This is a genomic window from Kitasatospora indigofera, from assembly GCF_014655955.1.
Taxonomy (GTDB): Bacteria; Actinomycetota; Actinomycetes; order Streptomycetales; family Streptomycetaceae; genus Kitasatospora; species Kitasatospora indigofera.
Genome location: NZ_BNBO01000021.1, coordinates 59,580 through 76,451, shown reverse-complemented (window position 1 = coordinate 76,451; position 16,872 = coordinate 59,580). Strand labels below are relative to the sequence as shown.

The 16,872-nt window shown below is 73.1% G+C and carries 14 protein-coding genes; 2 read left to right on the top strand and 12 right to left on the bottom strand.

Features of this window, described 5'->3' with window-relative positions; all coding sequences use genetic code 11:
* Positions 1–176: 176 nt before the first annotated feature.
* The 3 genes from IE329_RS19405 to IE329_RS19395 all read right to left on the bottom strand — a co-directional run bounded on the left by IE329_RS19405 (position 177) and on the right by IE329_RS19395 (position 4,365).
* Entirely contained in the window at positions 177–509 is a 333-nt protein-coding gene (locus tag IE329_RS19405; protein WP_190212192.1) for an antibiotic biosynthesis monooxygenase family protein, read from the bottom strand.
* A 257-nt stretch (positions 510–766) separates the two neighbouring features.
* Complete coding sequence (locus tag IE329_RS19400; RefSeq protein ID WP_190212191.1) at positions 767–2,119, bottom strand: type III PLP-dependent enzyme domain-containing protein; 1,353 nt, start codon at positions 2,117–2,119, stop codon at positions 767–769.
* Positions 2,120–2,286: 167 nt separating this feature from the next.
* Positions 2,287–4,365, bottom strand: coding sequence for an MDR family MFS transporter (locus IE329_RS19395; protein ID WP_190212190.1), 2,079 nt, complete (start codon positions 4,363–4,365; stop codon positions 2,287–2,289).
* Between the two features lie 311 nt (positions 4,366–4,676).
* Here IE329_RS19395 and IE329_RS19390 point away from each other — a divergent pair, with 311 nt between their 5' ends.
* Positions 4,677–5,708, top strand: coding sequence for a peptidoglycan-binding domain-containing protein (locus tag IE329_RS19390; RefSeq protein WP_190212189.1), 1,032 nt, complete (start codon positions 4,677–4,679; stop codon positions 5,706–5,708).
* Positions 5,709–5,798: 90 nt separating this feature from the next.
* Here the strand turns inward: IE329_RS19390 and IE329_RS19385 are convergent, their stop codons facing one another.
* From IE329_RS19385 to IE329_RS19370, 4 genes are all read right to left on the bottom strand, one after another.
* Positions 5,799–6,383, bottom strand: a complete 585-nt coding sequence (locus tag IE329_RS19385) for a TMEM165/GDT1 family protein (protein ID WP_229927589.1) — start codon at positions 6,381–6,383, stop codon at positions 5,799–5,801.
* Between the two features lie 210 nt (positions 6,384–6,593).
* Positions 6,594–7,382 carry an ABC transporter permease gene (locus IE329_RS19380; RefSeq protein WP_190212187.1) on the bottom strand — a complete coding sequence of 263 codons (789 nt, stop codon included), beginning with the start codon at positions 7,380–7,382 and terminating at the stop codon, positions 6,594–6,596.
* Between the two features lie 6 nt (positions 7,383–7,388).
* Complete coding sequence (locus IE329_RS19375) at positions 7,389–8,999, bottom strand: dolichyl-phosphate-mannose--protein mannosyltransferase (protein WP_190212186.1); 1,611 nt, start codon at positions 8,997–8,999, stop codon at positions 7,389–7,391.
* 196 nt (positions 9,000–9,195) lie between these two features.
* A complete protein-coding gene (locus IE329_RS19370; protein WP_190212185.1) occupies positions 9,196–10,488 on the bottom strand; it encodes an MFS transporter in 1,293 nt (430 codons plus the stop codon).
* Positions 10,489–10,660: 172 nt separating this feature from the next.
* Here IE329_RS19370 and IE329_RS19365 point away from each other — a divergent pair, with 172 nt between their 5' ends.
* The gene (locus IE329_RS19365) at positions 10,661–11,221 is read left to right on the top strand and encodes a MarR family winged helix-turn-helix transcriptional regulator (protein WP_190212184.1); all 561 of its coding nucleotides are present in this window, start codon (positions 10,661–10,663) and stop codon (positions 11,219–11,221) included.
* A gap of 72 nt (positions 11,222–11,293) precedes the next feature.
* Here the strand turns inward: IE329_RS19365 and IE329_RS19360 are convergent, their stop codons facing one another.
* The 5 genes from IE329_RS19360 to IE329_RS19340 all read right to left on the bottom strand — a co-directional run bounded on the left by IE329_RS19360 (position 11,294) and on the right by IE329_RS19340 (position 16,726).
* Entirely contained in the window at positions 11,294–12,475 is a 1,182-nt protein-coding gene (locus tag IE329_RS19360; RefSeq protein WP_190212183.1) for a hypothetical protein, read from the bottom strand.
* A 78-nt stretch (positions 12,476–12,553) separates the two neighbouring features.
* Entirely contained in the window at positions 12,554–13,084 is a 531-nt protein-coding gene (locus tag IE329_RS19355) for a SigE family RNA polymerase sigma factor (RefSeq protein WP_190212182.1), read from the bottom strand.
* Between the two features lie 197 nt (positions 13,085–13,281).
* Positions 13,282–15,099: a glycosyl hydrolase family 18 protein gene (locus tag IE329_RS19350; RefSeq protein WP_190212181.1), complete on the bottom strand. Its 1,818-nt coding sequence runs from the start codon at positions 15,097–15,099 to the stop codon at positions 13,282–13,284.
* 308 nt (positions 15,100–15,407) lie between these two features.
* A complete protein-coding gene (locus tag IE329_RS19345; RefSeq protein ID WP_190212180.1) occupies positions 15,408–15,920 on the bottom strand; it encodes a Uma2 family endonuclease in 513 nt (170 codons plus the stop codon).
* Between the two features lie 185 nt (positions 15,921–16,105).
* Positions 16,106–16,726 (bottom strand): FxLYD domain-containing protein, encoded by a 621-nt coding sequence (locus IE329_RS19340; protein ID WP_229927588.1) that lies wholly within the window; start codon positions 16,724–16,726, stop codon positions 16,106–16,108.
* Positions 16,727–16,872: the final 146 nt, after the last annotated feature.

Genomic DNA, 16,872 nt, shown 5'->3' with positions numbered 1-16,872 from the left:
CGGAAGGCCGCCGGCCGCTGCATCAACCACTCTGCCAAGGGACTTACTGTTCGTCGGATGGCGAACGGTACGGAGTCACCGCAAGACCTTTTGTAGGGTTTCCATAGTTCGGCCCGGGAGATCCGGCCTCGCCGGCCCGGCCCCGGGGGCCGGCGAGGTGCTCCCGCGGCCGGTTCTCAGGCCTTCGGGCCGGCCGACTGGACGACCTCGAAGGACCACAGCGTGGAGCCCGAGGCGGCCGGACGCTGCGCGGCCCCGCCCTCGGCCGGCGGGCCCTGACGGTGGGCCGCCTGCATCGGGCCCTCCATCCACGCCTTGAAGTGCTCCTCGGACGCCCACCGGGTGTACACCAGGTACTGGTCGGTCCCCTCCACCGGACGCAGCAGCTCGAACCACTCGAAGCCGTCCGAACCCTCCACCGCCCCGGCCCGCGAGGCGAACCGCTTCTCCAGCACCTCGCGCTGCTCCGCCGGGACCGTCAGGACGTTGATCTTCACGACGCTGGCCATACGACACCTCATCAGTTGCACGGCCGGCCGCGAGGGCGGTCCGGCCTCGACGATGTGCGTGCGGTCCGGTACGAACCGGAGCGCACGGCACCGGGCGGCCCGAAGGCACCGCCCGGGGCCCAGCGTACGAAGCCCGGGGCGCCGGCGCGGCCGAGGGGCCGGGGCAACGCCGGGCCGGCCCCGGCAACGGCTCGTCCGGACGCGGCGGCCCGGGCTTCGGGAGCGGCGCCCCGTACGGCGGGGCGCGGACGCTGCGGTCAGCCGCCGGTCCGGGCCAGGAGCTCCTCCACCGTCTGCGCCCGGCGCAGCGGACGGAACCGCACCGTGCCGTCGGACGCCACCCGGACCCCGTGCACCGCCGGTTCGAGCAGGCCGTTGTAGGCGAACGGGGTCGTCGCGTAGTAGGCACCGGTGTCCAGCAGCACGACGATGTCCCCCGGCTCCAGCAGCGGCAGCGCCCTGGCCCGCGCGACCAGGTCGCCGGCGAAGCAGGCCGGGCCGGCGATGTCCTGTGCCACCGGCTCCCCGCGCTTCTCCGCCCCGGTGGCGTCGTGCGCGCTGATCCGCAGCGGCCAGGACTCGGGGGCGAAGACCGTCCGGGTGGCCACCTGCACGCCGGCGGAGGTGATCGCGATCGCCCGTCCGCCGGAGGTCTTGGTGTACTCGACGTAGGCGGCCGTGAAGCCGCTCTTGGCCAGCACCGAGCGGCCGAACTCGGTCACCAGCCGGAACCGGCCGGAGAACAGGGCCGGTACGTGGACCCGCAGCCGCTCCACGTACTCGTCGTACCCCGGGCCGGCCAGGTCGCTGTGGAAGTCGACCGGCAGGCCACCGCCGATGTCCAGGCCCACGACCTGCCGGCGGCCGAGTTCGCCGTTGATCCTCCGCGCGAGGCCGGCGACCGCCGCGACCCCCTCGGCCATCAGGTCCGGCGTGCAGCCCTGGGAGCCGACGTGGCAGTGCAGCCAGGTGAGCCAGGGGCGCGCCCGGAAGGCCTCGACCAGCCGCTCGGCGTTGCCCTCGTCGGCCAGGGCGATGCCGAACTTGGAGCTTGCGGTGGCGGTGCTCATCGCGCCGATGGAGCCGCCGCCGACCTGCGGATTGATCCGGACCCCGATCCTGGACCGGGGCTCCGGGGCCCCGTGCTCCGCCCGGTCCGCCGTATCCGCCCGGTCGGCGAGGAGTTCGTCGATCCGGGCCAGCTCCTGCCAGCTGTCGATGTTGACGGCGACTCCGAGGTCCAGCGCGCGCCGCAGCTCGCGGCGGGTCTTCGCCGGGGAGTCGAAGACGATCCGCTCCGGGTCGAAGCCGGCGGCCAGGGCCTGGGCGAGTTCACCGGGGCCGGCCACCTCGCAGCCCATCCCGAGGCCGCGCAGCTCCGCCAGCACCGGGACCAGGCTGTTGGCCTTGGCCGCGAAGGCGTGCAGCACGTCGACGGAGTCCGGGAAGGCGCGGTGCAGCGAGCCGACCGTCGCCGCGACGGCGTCGAGGTCGAGGAACCCCGCGAGCAGCGCGTCCTCGGGGTCGAGAAGCCCCTCGCGGACGGCGGCGCGGAGAATCGACTCGCGCCGCTCGGGGCTCCGCAGGGCCGTCGGCCGGGGATCGGTCATGGTGCCACGCTCCGCATGGTCGTCTCGGATGCACGGCCGCCGGAGCCGGCCGGCGCCGGCGGGCGCCGGCGGGCCGGACCGCCCGTCAGAGACTGGGCGCGGGCTCGTGACGGTCCGTCGCGGGCCCCGGCCGGCACCGCCGGCCGGGGCCCGCGCGGGGTGCGGCCTCAGAGGGTGCGTCCCTCGTTGTGCGGGACGTGCTGCGCCGGCGTCGGGTCGGGCCGGTCCCGGGTGTCGGCGCAGAGGCCGGAGCTGAGGCGGGTGAGCAGCCCGGCGAGATCGGCGTACTGCTTCTCGTCCCAGTCGCCGAGCAGTTCGGCGAGCTGGGCGCGCCGCGCCGCGACCAGCCGCAGTGCGGTCTCCTCGCCGGTCCCGGTGAGCCGCAGCCGCAGGCCGCCGCTGGTCCGGACGGCCAGCTTGCGGCTCTCCACCTCCCGGGCGGCCGCCTCGACGACCGCGATCGGGACGACCCGGCGCTCCGCCAGGTCGGCGGGCTCGACGGTGTGATGGTGGTGCATCTGCAGGATCAGCCAGCTGGAGGCGGGGGCGAGGTCCAGTCCGGCGGTGGCGGTGATCCGGCGGAAGAGGTCACGGCGGGCCTCGCGGGTGCCGAGCGAGGAGAGCGCGCGGGCGATCTCGTCCAGCGAGCTGCGTTCCACGGGGTTGACCCCGATCGACTCGCCCAGGTCGGGGGCGGTGACCGTGGAGCGCAGCGGCTGTTCGCGCAGCAGCAGGGAGAGCACGAAGGCGACCAGGACGACCGGGACGGCGAACAGGAAGACCCGGGTGATCGACTCGGCGTACGCGTGGTGGATGTCGTTCTGGACGGCGGCCGGCAGCTCGGTGATGGCCTGCGGGTCGGAGCTGATCGAGCCGGCGCTGAAGCCGGGCGGCAGCGGCACCCCGGCCAGCGCGTCGGCCAGCCGGCGGTTGAGGCCGCTCGCGAACACGGCGCCGAAGACCGAGACGCCGAAGGAGGCCCCGATGGAACGGAAGAAGGTCGCGCCGGCGGTGGCGACGCCGAGGTCCTGGTAGCCGACGGCGTTCTGCACGGCGAGCACCAGGACCTGCATCACCAGGCCGACCCCGAGGCCGAAGACCAGGAAGCAGAGGCTCATCTGGGTGGTGGAGCTGTTCTCGGTGAGCAGGGAGAGCAGCAGCAGGCCGACGGCGGTGAGCGCGGTGCCGATGATCGGGAAGATCCGGTAGTGCCCGGTGCGGGAGACGATCTGGCCCGAGCCGATGGAGGTGAGCAGCATCCCGAGCACCATCGGCAGCATGTGGATGCCGGACATGGTGGGCGAGACGCCCTGCACGACCTGGAGGAAGGTCGGCAGGTAGGTGAGCGCGCCGAACATGGCGAAGCCGACCACGAAGGAGATGACGGCGACCAGGCTGAAGGTGCGGATGCGGAACAGCCGCAGCGGCAGGACGGGCTCCTCGGCCCGGCGCTCGACGGCGATGAAGACGGCCAGCAGGACGACGCCGAGCACGCCCAGGCCGATGATCCGCCAGGAGCCCCACGGCCAGGTGGTGCCACCGAGCGAGGTCATCAGGACCAGGCAGGTGGCGACCGCGGCGATCAGGAAGGTGCCGGGGTAGTCGATCCGGTGGCGGCGCTTCACCTCGGTGCTGTGCAGCACCGCGGCGATCACCACCAGGGCGACGGCGCCGATCGGGACGTTGATGTAGAAGACCCAGCGCCAGCTGAGGTTGTCGACGAAGACGCCCCCCAGCAGCGGCCCGAGCACGCTGGTGACGCCGAAGACGGCGCCGAACAGGCCCTGGTACTTGCCGCGGTCCCGGGGCGGGACGAGGTCCCCGACGATGGCCTGGGTGAGCACCATCAGACCGCCGCCGCCCAGCCCCTGGAGGGCCCGGAAGCCGATCAGCTGGCCCATGTTCTGGGCGAGACCGCAGAGGACCGAGCCGATCAGGAAGATCACGATGGACGACTGGAAGAAGCGCTTCCGGCCGTACATGTCGCCGAGTTTGCCCCAGAGCGGGGTGGCGGCGGTGGAGGCCAGCAGGTAGGCGGTGACGACCCAGGAGAGGTGTTCGAGGCCGCCGAGGTCGCTGACGATGGTGGGGAGCGCGGTGGACACGATGGTCTGGTCGAGGGCGGCGATCAGCAGCGCCAGCAGCAGGGCGCCGATCGGGAGCCAGAGGTTCTTCGCGGCGGTCGCGGGGGGCGCGGCGGCCTGGGCGGCCGGGATCCGGCCGGGCTCGGCTTCCGGGTCGGCCATGGCGCGACTCCTCGTGGCTGGGGGCCCCGGCCGGCCGGGCACCGCTGACTGGTCGTTCCCATCGACCACATTGTCAGATTTGCCCGGCTATGCGGCATCTGATTGCGCCATCCGTAACGCGCCCGGCCACGGCCCGGCGGCGCCGGGGCACTGATTGTTCATCGGGTCCAATCGGCATCAACCGTCACAAGAGCCTCGTTGACGGCCGGTCTCCCCTGTCCCCCCTTCGGGAACGTCATGCATAATCGGGCGCGTCCGCCTCCTGAACCGATCGGGCGCGCCCACCATCCCAGACCGAGGAGGACCGGCCGATGCCGGACCAGCACTGCCCCGCGTGCGGCGCCGTACGGACCGCCGGCAGCTGCGGGTGCTCCTCGGACCTCTCCGACACCGCGGTGCTGCCGCACATCGAGGGCCCGCCGCTGGTCCGCCCGTACGTGCCGCGAGCGGTCGGACAGGTCGGCGCGGAGCCCGGGACGGCCCCCGGCCACGACGCGTTCGGCGCCACCGGGGCCTCGCCGGCCACCGGGTACGACGACTTCGGCGGCCGGGCGGGCGCCGGCTACCGGACGACGCTGATGCCCCCGGCGCCGGCCTCGCCGCCGCCGTACGGGTCGCCGCCCCCGCAGCCCGGGCCCGCGCCGGACGAGTTGGGCCTCTTCGCCTTCGACCACGCCATCGACGCCCCGCCGCAGGCGCCCGGCGCCGGCCAGGCCGGGCGCCGCCGGGAGCAGCAGAGCCCGCTCGCCCGGCGCCGGGGCGCGATCCTGGCGGCGGGCGCCGGCGTGGTCGTGCTCGGGGTGGGCGCCGCCTTCCTGGCGTCGCCCTCGGGCAGCCCGGACCAGAAGGCGCTGCCCTCCCCCACCGCCGTCCTGACGCCGACCCTGACCGCGCCCACGGACCTGCCCAGCGCGGGGCCCCCGAGCCCCAGCGCGGCGCCCTCCGGGTCCGGTACGGCCGCGCCCTCCCCCAGCCGTACCGCGAAGCCGACCAAGGCACCCACCACCGCCCCGGCGACCACCGAGGCCGCGCCGCCCGCGCCGGCCGCACCGGCCCCCACGACGCCCGCCGGCACGCCCAGCCCGTCCCCGAGCCCGTCCGCGACCGTCCGGATCCTGGAGCGGGACATGAAGGGCGACGACGTCAAGCTGATGCAGCAGCTGCTGGTCACCGAGAGCTGCGGGACGGTCGACAAGTCGCTGATATCCGGCACCTTCGACTGGTGGACCGAGTTCGTGCTGAAGTCGTTCCAGGACAGCCGGAAACCCTCCCTCAAGAGCGAGTCGGGCAAGTACGGCCCGCGGACCAAGGCCGCCCTGGAGACCGCACCGCCCGACTGCTGAGCGGCTCCGGCCCCGGCCGGAACCGCTCCGCCGGGGCCACCGTCGGCCCGTCGCGGCCCCGGCCGGCCCGTGAGCCCGTCACGGCCCCGGTCAGCCGGTCACGGCCTTGAACAGGCTGAACCCGCCCATCAGCAGCATCACGCCGGCCGCCACCCGGACGATCACCTTCATCGGGACGTACTGCAACAGCTTCTGCCCGCCCGCGATGGCGATCCCGGCGACGGCGCAGAGCGCCAGCCAGGCACCGAGGCCCACGGCCAGCGGGTCGTCGTACTTGGCGGCCAGGTTGGCGGTCATGATCTGGGTGAGGTCGCCGAACTCGGCCACCGCGACCACCGCGAAGCTGGCCCCGGCGACCTTCCAGAAACTGTTCGAGGACGGCTCCTTCGCGGCGTGGCCCTCCTCGTCCCCGCCGTGGTGGAAGAGCAGCATCGCGGCGCCGGCCAGGAACAGCAGGCCGGTGACGCCCTCCACCCAGCGCTGCGGCAGCAGGGCGAGCAGTTGGCCGGCGACCAGCGCCAGGCCGACCATGACGGCCATCGCGGCCGCGACGCCGGCGAAGACGTAGCTCGCGCGGTAACGGGTGCCGAGCACGAGGCTGGCGAGGGCCGTCTTGTCCGGCAGTTCGGCGAGGAAGACGATGCCGAAGGTGATGGCGAGAACGGTCAGACTCACGAGGTCAGGATTCCCTAGATCGGGCTGCCCGGCCTCAGCAGCTCCGTCAGGGGACGCCTCGGCCCGACAGCGCTGGTTGGTAGGCACAGCACTGCGGCCGAAGGTCTCGCCGGCACCCGGACCTGCCGGACGCCCCGGGCGCCGGGCTCCGTGAGGAGCCAGTATGTCGACGGTCCGGTGGAGGGCTACTCCCCTTCAACGTCGTCGAGTCTACCTGACCGCCCCGGGGGCCCCGGTGCCCACCAGCCCCCGGCCGACCAGCTCCAGCACCGCCACGATCGCCACCGACTCCACCAGCAGCAGGGCGACCAGCACGAACAGCTGCACCGCGCCGGCCTCGACGGGCGAGGCGCCGCCGAGCAGCATCCCGACGAAGGCGCCGGGCAGGGTGACCAGCCCGACCGTACGGGTCTGGTCCAGCACCGGGACGAGCGAGGTGGCGGCGGCGGTCCGGCAGATCTCCAGCCGGGCGTCCCGCTCCTCCAGCCCGAGCGCCAGCGCCGCCTCCACCTCGCCGTGCCGCTGGCGCAGCTCGTCCAGGGCCCGGCGGCCGGCCAGCGAGGTGGCGGTCAGCGCGCCGCCGATCAGGATGCCCGCCACCGGGATGACCGCGAGGCCCCGGGCCGGGAGCAGCCCGGTGGCCAGCAGCAGCGCCAGGACGGGCAGCACCGCGGCGCCGACCGGCACGGCGGCCCAGACCCAGGCGGGTCCGTCGGTGATCCGCCGGCCGGCGGTCCGCACGGCCACGGCGAACATCAGCAGCACGAACAGGGCGGACGTCCAGAGCGACCCGACCACCCAGGTGATGACCAGCGCGACCAGCGCGAGCTGCAGCACCGCCCGCCCGCCGGCCCGCAGCACCGCGTGCCCGTACCCGAGCAGCCCCCGGCCGGCCACCGCGACCGCGGCGGCGAGCAACAGGGCGATCGCCACCCCCAGGGCCGGGGTGACCGGCAGCAGCTGACCGCCGGCCGCGAGGGCCCGGCCGACCGGTGGCATCCTCGGTCAGATCCAGCTGGTGAACCACATCCGGTCCTGCCAGTCCGTCATCGGGAACACCTCCCCCGTGTACAGGGGGTAGAAGAACGCGAAGCAGCCCATCACGGCGAGCACGACCAGCCCGGCCCCGGCGGCGCCGATCCGGCGGCGTTCGGGCGAGCAGCCGGGCGGGCCGAGCATCGCGCCGAGCATCTGGGCGACCGCCAGGCAGAGGAACGGCACCAGCACCACCATGTAGAACGAGAAGACCGTCCGCTCCTGGTACTGGAACCACGGCAGGTAGATGCCCGCCACGGCGCAGAGCACCGCGCCCGAGCGCCAGTCCCGGCGGAAGAACCAGCGCCAGAGCAGGTAGACCAGCGCGAAGCAGGCCGCCCACCACAGCACCGGGGTGCCGAGGCCGAGGATCTGGCTGGCGCAGCCGCCGGGCGCCGTGCAGCCCTTCTGGCCCTGCGGCAGCTGCTCCCAGTACATCGAGACCGGCCGGCCCTGGACCAGCCAGCTCCACGGGTTGGACTGGTAGGTGTGCGGCGTGCTCAGGCCGGTGTTGAAGTCCCACATCTGCGAGTGGTAGTGCCACCAGCTGCGCAGCGCGGCGGGCACCCAGGTCAGGTCCACCTGCGGCAGCGGCACGCCGAACAGCTTGTCGGCGGAGAGCCCGGACCGGCCCTCCGCCCAGTGCCGGTCGTAGCCCCCGCCGGTGGCGAACCAGCCGCTCCAGGAGGCCAGGTACACCACGGCGGCGGAGCCGACGGTGGCGAGCAGCGCCGGGCCGGCGTCCCGGCGCAGCATCGAGCGGTACGGGTGGCGGGCACCGGCCCAGCGGCGGCGGGAGGCGTCCCACAGCACGGTCAGCAGGCCGAAGGCGGCCAGGATGGTCAGGCCGTTCCACTTGGTGGCGCAGGCCGCCCCGAGCAGCGCCCCGGCGGCGATCCGCCAGGGCCGCAGGCCGAGCCGGGCGCGGTCGCCGTCCGGCCGGGTGCCGTCCGGCCCGGCGATCCGGGCCCGCGCGTGGTCGCGGTCGACCAGCAGGCAACCGAAGGCACCGAGGACGAAGACCGTCTGGACGCCGTCGAGCAGGCTGACCCGGCTCATCACGAACGCCAGGCCGTCCACGGACATCAGCAGGGCCGCGGTGCAGCCGATCAGGGTGGAGCCGAACAGCCGGCGCCCGATCCGGGCCAGCATCAGCACGGCGAGGGTGCCGAGCAGGGCGGTCATGAAGCGCCAGCCGAACGGGTGCAGGCCGAACAGCTGCTCGCCGAGCGCGATCACCCACTTGCCGAGCGGCGGGTGGGCGATGAACTCGGGCGCGGGGGTCAGCGGGATGCGCTGCGGGACGCCGAGGACGTCGGCGTTGGCACTGTCCGGCCAGACCCCCTCGTAGCCCTGCCGGAGCAGGGACCAGGCGTCCTTCGGGTAATAGGTCTCGTCGAAGACGAAGGCGTTGGGGTAGCCCAGCCGCCAGAACCGGAGCAGTCCGGCGAACAGCGCCACGGCGACGGGCCCCAGCCAGCCGGACCGGTCGACGGCCCAGGACACCAGCCCCCGCCGGGCCGGTTCGGGGCCCGCGGGGGCTTCCGGTGCCGGGGTGTGCGTGACTACCGCTTGTGTCATTGCCTCGCCGATTCGCTCACTCGCCTGCTCGGCCCAGGGCACTCCCGGCCCCGCGCCAACAGCGACTGACACTATGTGGCTCCCGGCGCGAAACCAAGCGTGTCGGGCCGTCCGGGGGCGATCCTGCACGAACCCCGCGAACGTCCGGCGGTGCCCCGGGCCGTGGCCCGGGGCACCGCACGGCTCACCGCGGTGCTCAGGCCGCGGTGCGCAGCTCCCGGACGTCGGCGAACTGCGGCGCCGCCGCCTGCCGGGCGTTGTCCTGAACCGGGGTCAGGTGGCCCCGCAGCCGGAGGGCCATGACGACGATCAGCAGGGTGCAGAGCGCCATCGCGGCCAGGTACAGCGGCCAGGTGCCGGAGCCGACCAGCAGGACGCCGACGGCCGGGCCGACCGCGACGGCGATCTGCTTCACCAGGGCGTAGCCGGCGTTGTAGGTGCCGAGCAGCCGGGCGGGCGCCAGATCGGCGACGATCGGGCCCAGGGTGGGCGCGAGCAGCGACTCGCCGACGCCGAACAGCGCGTAGATCGAGACGATCGAGACCGTCGCGGCCAGGGCTTCGGCCCGGACGAGCCCGGCCACCAGGGCCATCGTCCAGGCGCCGAGCCAGACCAGGCCGGCGGCGGCCATCGCGGTGGTGCGGCGGCGGCGGGCGGTGATCCGTACGACGAACATCTGCAGCACCACGATGGTCAGCGCGTTGGCGCCGATCGCGAGGCCCAGGGTGGACGGCGCGACGCCGACGGTGTCGGTGGCGAAGGCCGCGACGCCGGACTCGAACTGGCCGTAGCAGGTGAAGAAGATCAGCGCGGCGAGCACGCAGAGCCGCAGCATCGCCTTGTCGGCGACCAGCGCGCGCAGCCCGCTCGGGCCGGACCGCTCCCCCGCGGGCGTGGGCTCGGCGGCCGGGATCCGCGCGCTGCCGGCGACCAGGCCCATGGCCAGCAGGGCGGCCGCCTCGATGGTGAACAGGGTGGTGAGGCTGCCCGGGTCGGTGACGTCGACGATCTGCCCGCCGATCAGCGCGCCGATCCCCATGCCCAGGTTGACCAGGGTGAACTGCAGCGCGAAGGCGTGCGACCTGGTGGCCCGGGTGGAGCTGCGCACGATCATGGTGGCTAGCGCGGGCTGGCAGGTGGTGAAGCCGGCCCCGAACAGGAACGAGAAGAGGATCAGCCCGGCGGTGCCGGTGGCGTGCCCGAAGGCGAAGGCACCGGTGGCCGCGACCGCGGCGCCGGCCAGCAGCACCGGGCGCGGTCCGTAGCGGTCGATGCCCCGCCCGGTCAGCGGCAGCACGGCGAGCGCGGCCAGCGCGAAGACGGTGAACACCATCCCGGCGGCGAGCGGGCCGAGGCCGCGCACCTGGTCCACGTAGACGAACATGTACGGCATCGTGAACCCGCTGCCGAAGGCGCTGAGCGCGTTGCCGATCTGGACGCGGCGCAGCGGGCCGCCCGCCCCATGACGCCGCTGCCTCTGCTGCTTCACCGTGCCGGTCACCGTGCACACCCTTTCCCTGGAGCCCGCTCCGGACCATCGCCGACGGGACTTTCGCTGGATACGCTTAACTGCGCAAGATTTCAGAGCTAAACTCTAAGGATCGGAAGTCTCTCGTGTCAAAGGCTTAAACAGTGCACCCCGCACGTGCGACACTGTCCCCATGAGCGCACGCAAGCCCGAGCCGCCCGCCGCCGGCGAGCTGGGGATCTCCGAGCAGGTGGCCGTCTACCAGCGGGAGTTCCCCTTGGTGGACCCTCAGGTCGAGACCATCGTGCAGACCCTCTCCCGGGTCACCCGGCGGATGAACGTGGCCTACACCCGCCAGCTGACTGTGCTCGGAATCACCTCCGCCGACTGGGAGGTGCTCAAGGCCCTGGTGATCGCCGGCAGCCCGTACCGGCTCGGCCCCGGCGACCTCGCCAAGCGGCTCGGCCTCACCCCGGCCGCGATGACCCACCGGATCGACCGGATGGTCGCCGAGGACCTGGTCACCCGCGAGCGGGACGAGAGCAACCGGGTCCGCGTGATCATCGAGCTGACCGAGAACGGCCGCGACAAGTGGCTGGAGTCGATGCGGATGGCCGCGGTCTTCGAGGAGGAGCTCCTCCAGGACGTCGTCGGCGAGGAGCGCGCGGTGCTCTCCGGCATGCTCGGGCGGATGCTGCGCCGGATCGAGGAGAGCCAGCCGGACGCCCTCGGGCGCACCGACGACCTGGACTGACCCGGAACGCACGACAACGAGAACGGCCCGCCCCTGCCAGGGCGGGCCGTTCTCCTGCGTCGGACGGCCGGATCAGGAGCGCCAGGCCCGGTCGGCCGCGATCGCCGTCAGCTGCTCGACCGTCAGCGCCGGCGTCCCGGGCCTGAACTCGTACCCGTTCGCGCCGTTCCACTCGCTGACCCGGATCCGCCGCCCGTCCGGGCGGAAGACCTCGACGGCCCAGTTCACGTCCGGACCACCGCCGCTCTTGGAGGCGCCGCTGACCCGGACGTCGACGGCGCTGCCGTCGGGCAGCCGGGTCACGGCGGGGTCCCGTTCGAACATTCCCTTGGCCTCGCGGTTCTCCTTCGAGGCCGGGTCCACCGAGACCAGCAGCATGCTGGTGCGCCCTTCGAAGGTCACCTCCAGATGGGCCCGGCCGGCGCTCTCCTGCGTCTGCGGCCCGCCGACCACGGTGCCCGGCGGCAGCAGCGGGGTGACGGTCGCCAGGATCTCGGCGGGCGCGGGCGAGGCCGCTCCCGGCGACGGCGGCGGCGAGACGTCGGAGGCGGAAGGCGCGGAAAGGCCCGCGAACACCGCGTCCCAGCTCGGGCTGGTCACCACGGCGGTCAACTGCTCGGCCGACAGCGGCGGCTCCGGGCGGGTCGTCGGCGGCCCGGCGTTCACCGCGTTGTAGGAGCTGAGGAGTACCTGCTTGCCCCCGGGCGTCGCATAGACGGCCCGCCACTCCTTGGGCTGGTCCGCGCTGCGTCCGTTCATCTTGTCGATCACGACGACCGAGCCGTCGGGCCGCACCGTCCGGTCGCAGGACTCGGTCGGCGTGTCGAAGGAGTCCATGCAACGTGCCGCGTCCGGGCCGGACACCCGCTCGACGAACAGGGTGATCGTCGACGCACCCCGGCCGTCGTCGTAGAGCAGATGGACCACCCGGTTCGATCCGGTGTCGACCCCCGCCTCGCTGATCCTCCCGGGCGGCAGCAGGTCCGTCAGCAGGCCGAGCATCTGCGCATCGGACACGGCCCGCGAAGTGACCTGCCCGCCGGACGGAGCGACGGCGACGCCCGGACCGTGACCGAGCAGCACGGTGCCCAGGACCGCGACCGCCAGCACCCCGGCCGTGCCCACGAGAACGCCGCGGGTGCGCCGGCGGCGGGCCCGCCGGACGGCGCCGGCCGCGAGCACGACGGCGCCGGTGTCGGGGGCGAGCTCCGCGGCGGAGCGCAGTGCCAGGGGGAATTCGTCTTCGAAGGTCATGTCAGAGCACCGCTTCCTCGGTCGATGGTCCGGTTCGGGACGGGGCCGGAGCTGTCCGGCGGGGCTTCTCGGGCCCGTTCAGGACCACAGGAGGGCCGCCGACTCCTCGCCCAGCCGCGCCCGCATCCGCACCAGCGCCCGGCTGCTGCGGGAGCGGACGGCGGTGGGGCTGAGGTGGAGTGCGGCGGCCGTCTCCTCCACGCTGCGGTCCTCCCAGAACCGCAGCACCAGCACCGCCCGGTCCACGGTGGGGAGTTCGCCGAGCACCTGCAGCAGGGTCAGCCGCAGCGCCGGGTCGGGGTCGCCGGCACCGGTCTCGGGGATGGTGTCCGTCGCCCGCTCCGTGCTGCTGCGCCGCCGCCGGTACGACAGGAAGGTGTTGGCCAGGACGGTCTGCGCGTACCCGGCCGGGTTCGCCATGCGCGAGATCCTGCGCCACTTCCTGTACACCCGCCCGAGCGCCTCCTGCACGAGGTCCTCGGCGAGGTACGCGTCACCGCCGGTCAGCAGGAACGCCGTCCTGAGCAGGTGCCGCCCCCGCGCCGCGACGAAGTCGGGGAACTCCAGTGGCTCCCGCAGCGCCGTACCCTTGCCCGTTGTCTGGTCCATACCCCTATAACGCGACGGACGGCCTGTCATGTGGCAGGCCGTCGCGGTACATCACTGCTGTCCGGGCCCGGACAGCCCTCCGGCCCGCCGGGTGGGTACCCAGCGGGCCGGATTCGCGGACGTCCGGGGCGGCCCGTCCGAAGGGGATTCATCGTGGTGCGGGCTCCGTCAAGTGCCCTTCACTCAGCTACGCGTGGTCAGCAGGCGCCGTTGTCGGTCCAGACGCCCCACTGGCCGCTGAGGCTCGGGTCCTCGTTCGTGGTCCACCACTTGTTGGTGTAGTAGTGGCCCTTCCAGGAGACCTTGGTCGGGGTCGCGTAGACGGCCGAGGCGCTCCAGCTCGGGGCGGTGCAGGCGCCCGAGGTGGCGGTGGCGGTCGGGGAGACCGTCGCCGTCGGGGAGGACGTCGCGGTGGCGGTGGCGGTCGGCGACGCGGTGGTCGACGGGGTCACGGTCGGGGAGACCGTGGCGGTCGGCGAGGCCGAGGTGGTCGGGCCGGCCGGGCAGTTCGCGGCGGAGCCGTCGGTGGCCGAGGCCATCTTGTCGAACAGCGCGGTCTGGGTGCCCATGTCGTACAGCGAGAAGGCGAAGGAGCCGCCGAGGCCGTTGCAGTGGGCGTAGTCGACCTTGGCCTGGATGGACTGGGCGTTCTCGCCGGACCAGAAGGTGGTGCCGTCGTAGAAGTAGGCAGCCTTGGCCGCGTCGTCCCAGTAGGTCTTCGACGGGTTGTCGACGAAGCCCGCGAGCTCCTTGTACATCTGGATGCCGGGGACGCTGCCGGACATCGCCGCGCCGGCCGCCGGGCCGGTGGCGGTCTGGAAGAGGCCGTTCTTGCCGTTGTTCGGCACGCCGGTCCAGCCGCGGTAGTAGAACGGCACGCCCATGTTGATCTTCTTGGCGGGGAAGCCGCCGGGGATGCCGTACTGCGCGTCACCGACCGTGAAGGCCTTGATGGCGTTGTCGATCGAGTACTTGCCGGTGCCCGGGGTGACCGGGGTCATCGGGTCGTTCGGACCGGAGTAGATCGGGGCCTGGTGGTTCGTCGGGCCCTTCGCCTCCCAGCCGCCGTGCATGTCGTACGTCATGACGTCGAGGAAGGTGAGGTACTGACCGATCTTGTCGGTCTCCAGGTTCTTGATCTTGTCCTGGCCGGCGCCGACCGCCGCCGCCGTGGCGTAGGTCTTGCCGTCGGCCGCACCCTGCGCGTCCAGCTGGGTGCGCAGCTCCTTGAGGAGCAGGGTGAAGTTGGCCTTGTCGTTCGGGCTCTCGTGGTTGCCGAGGTGGCCGCCGCCGCCCGGATACTCCCAGTCGATGTCGATGCCGTCGAAGATGCCGGCCGCCGAGCCCGCGCCGCCGTAGCCGGCGTCGACGGGCAGGTTGCCCTTGATGAACATGTCGATGCAGGACGAGACCAGCTTCTTGCGCGAGGCGTCCGTGGCGGCCGCGTCGGAGAAGTACTTGGAGTACGTCCACCCGCCGAGCGAGATCAGGATCTTGAGCTTGGGGTTCTTCGCCTTCAGCTTCTTGAGCTGGTTGAAGTTGCCCGCGATCGGCTGGCCCCAGGCGTCGCCGACGCCGTCGACCGAGATGTCCGGACCGAAGGACTTCTGGTAGTCGGCGAACGCGTCCGCCGCACCGTCACCCGCGCTGGGGTTGTTCTCGTCCTGCGAGGCCGCCTTGGTGGCCTGGAAACAGGAGAGCGTGGTGGGGTTGATGTTGGCGAAGTCGTAGATCAGGTAGTCCAGCTTGCCGGCCACGCCGGTGTCCTGAATCGTCTTCGGGTAGTACGCGTTGCCGTAGATCGACCACTGGTCGAAGTAGGCGACCTTGATGCCGCCGGAGGTCGCCGGGGCGCCGGTGGTGTTGGTGGCGGCCGCGCTGGCGGTGCCGCCCGAGGTGAGCGCGAGGCCCGCGCCGAGCAGCAGGGAGGCGGCGGTGCCGGCCGCGACCGCGACCAGGCTCTTCGGCCGCCGCCTGCGAACCGGCTCCTGGGCCGGGGAAACAGAGCGAAGCATGGGTGCGTGACTCCAGGGTTGTGGGGGCTCCGCCACAGCCCTGGCGCGATTCGCACGGGGTGGGGCCGCGCGACCAGGGACATGACAGAAGGGAATCGAGCTGGGGCATGCCTTGACGGACGCCGGGGTGCGCCGAACCGGCGCCAGAGGTCTGGACCTCCGACGCCGGCTCAGGGGCTCCCTGCACCTGGGGATTAAAATGGACTAGACCAACTCACGCGTCAAGAGGCCCGGTTGACCCTTGAGTCGCCCTTAAGGTTGCCCGATTCCCCTCACCGCATCTGACCTGCGGGTAAACCCTGGGAACCTTAGAGACGATCGATCTCTGTCAGGTCGATGTCGACCGGGAACGGCACCCCGACCTTGAGCCGGTCGTGGTGGATCCCGTTGACGGCGTACGTGTCCGTGGCCGGGTCAAGTTCGTAGACGTAGACCACCGGCCGGCGCCCCTCGGCCTTCTCCACCCGCCAGAAGTGCGGAATGCCGGCCTGCGCGTACTTGCGCGGCTTGGTGTCCCGGTCCCGCTCCACGGAGTCCGGCGACACCACCTCGACGGCGAGCACCACGGCGGACGCGGGGAACCCCGTCTCCTCCGCCTCCTCGGTCACGGCGTCGGCCCGCACGACCGAGAGGTCCGGCTCGGGCCGGTCCCGGCGGCCCAGCACCACGCTCATCTCCCGCACCACCCGCAGCTCGGGCGGAGCCGTCGCTCGGAGGCCCTGCTCCAGCAGATACCTGGCCGGCGAATGAACGTACTTCTGCGGGCTCCTGAGGACGAGGCTCCCGTCGATCAACTCCGTGTGCGGCGGGAGGCCGGGCATCCTGTCGAGGTCGTCGGCGGTGAACCCGCCCCCGGCGGGATGAGCCGGTCAGGCACGGCAGTCATGGTTGCTCCCATGTGCGAGATCCTCGCCGTCACAGCCGGCCTACCCATGCCCGCAGGCACGACATCCACCTCTTCGGGCGACCCGCGATCCGCGCGTTGACGTCCGGACCCGTCCCCGGGTCAGTACCGCACCGCCCGGGCGACCACGGCCTTGACGTCGCCCGAGAGGTCCCGGTTGCTGACGGCGGTGGCCTGCGCGCTCTGGCCCGCCGCCACCTCGGGGACGCTGACGACCGTGGCGTCCAGCACGTTGCCGGACTGGTCGGTGAAGTTGACCTGGACGCTGTAGCGGTAGGACTGGGACTGGCCGTTCTTGACCGTGAGCTGCACCTGGGCCCGGCCCTGCGAGTCGGTGGTGACGTCGCCGAGGGTCAGGTCGCCCTTGGCCTCCAGGCCGCCCTTCACGCTCGCGAGCGCCGAGGAGGCGGCGGCCTCGGCCGAGGCGGCCGCGGAGGCGAACTCGGAGGCTCCCGAGGCCAGCGCCGACTGCGCCGCCGAAGCGCCGGAGGCGAGCGCGGACTGGGCGGCCGAGGCGGCCGCCGACAGCGCCGACTGGGCCGCCGAGGCCACCGCCGACACCGCGGAACTCGGCGTGCTGTCCGAGGAGCAGCCGGCCAGCGCGGCCGTGCCGAGCGCCATCGCGGTCACGGCCGCCGCCGCGCCCGCGAGCGCCGCGCGGGGGCGGCGGACGGTGGGCGCACCGGTGTCCTGACGGGTCGGGCGGGGCTGCTGACGCTCCATGATGTCCTCTTCTCTCCCGGGTCCTCCCGGGCCTGGTCCCCCGCGGCCCGGGTCGCCCGGGCCGGCTGTTCGCGGGTGTCCGCGGGTGTCCGCGGCGGTTCGCTCGGTTCGCAGCGGTTCGCGGGCCACCCCGCCGGCCACGGCGG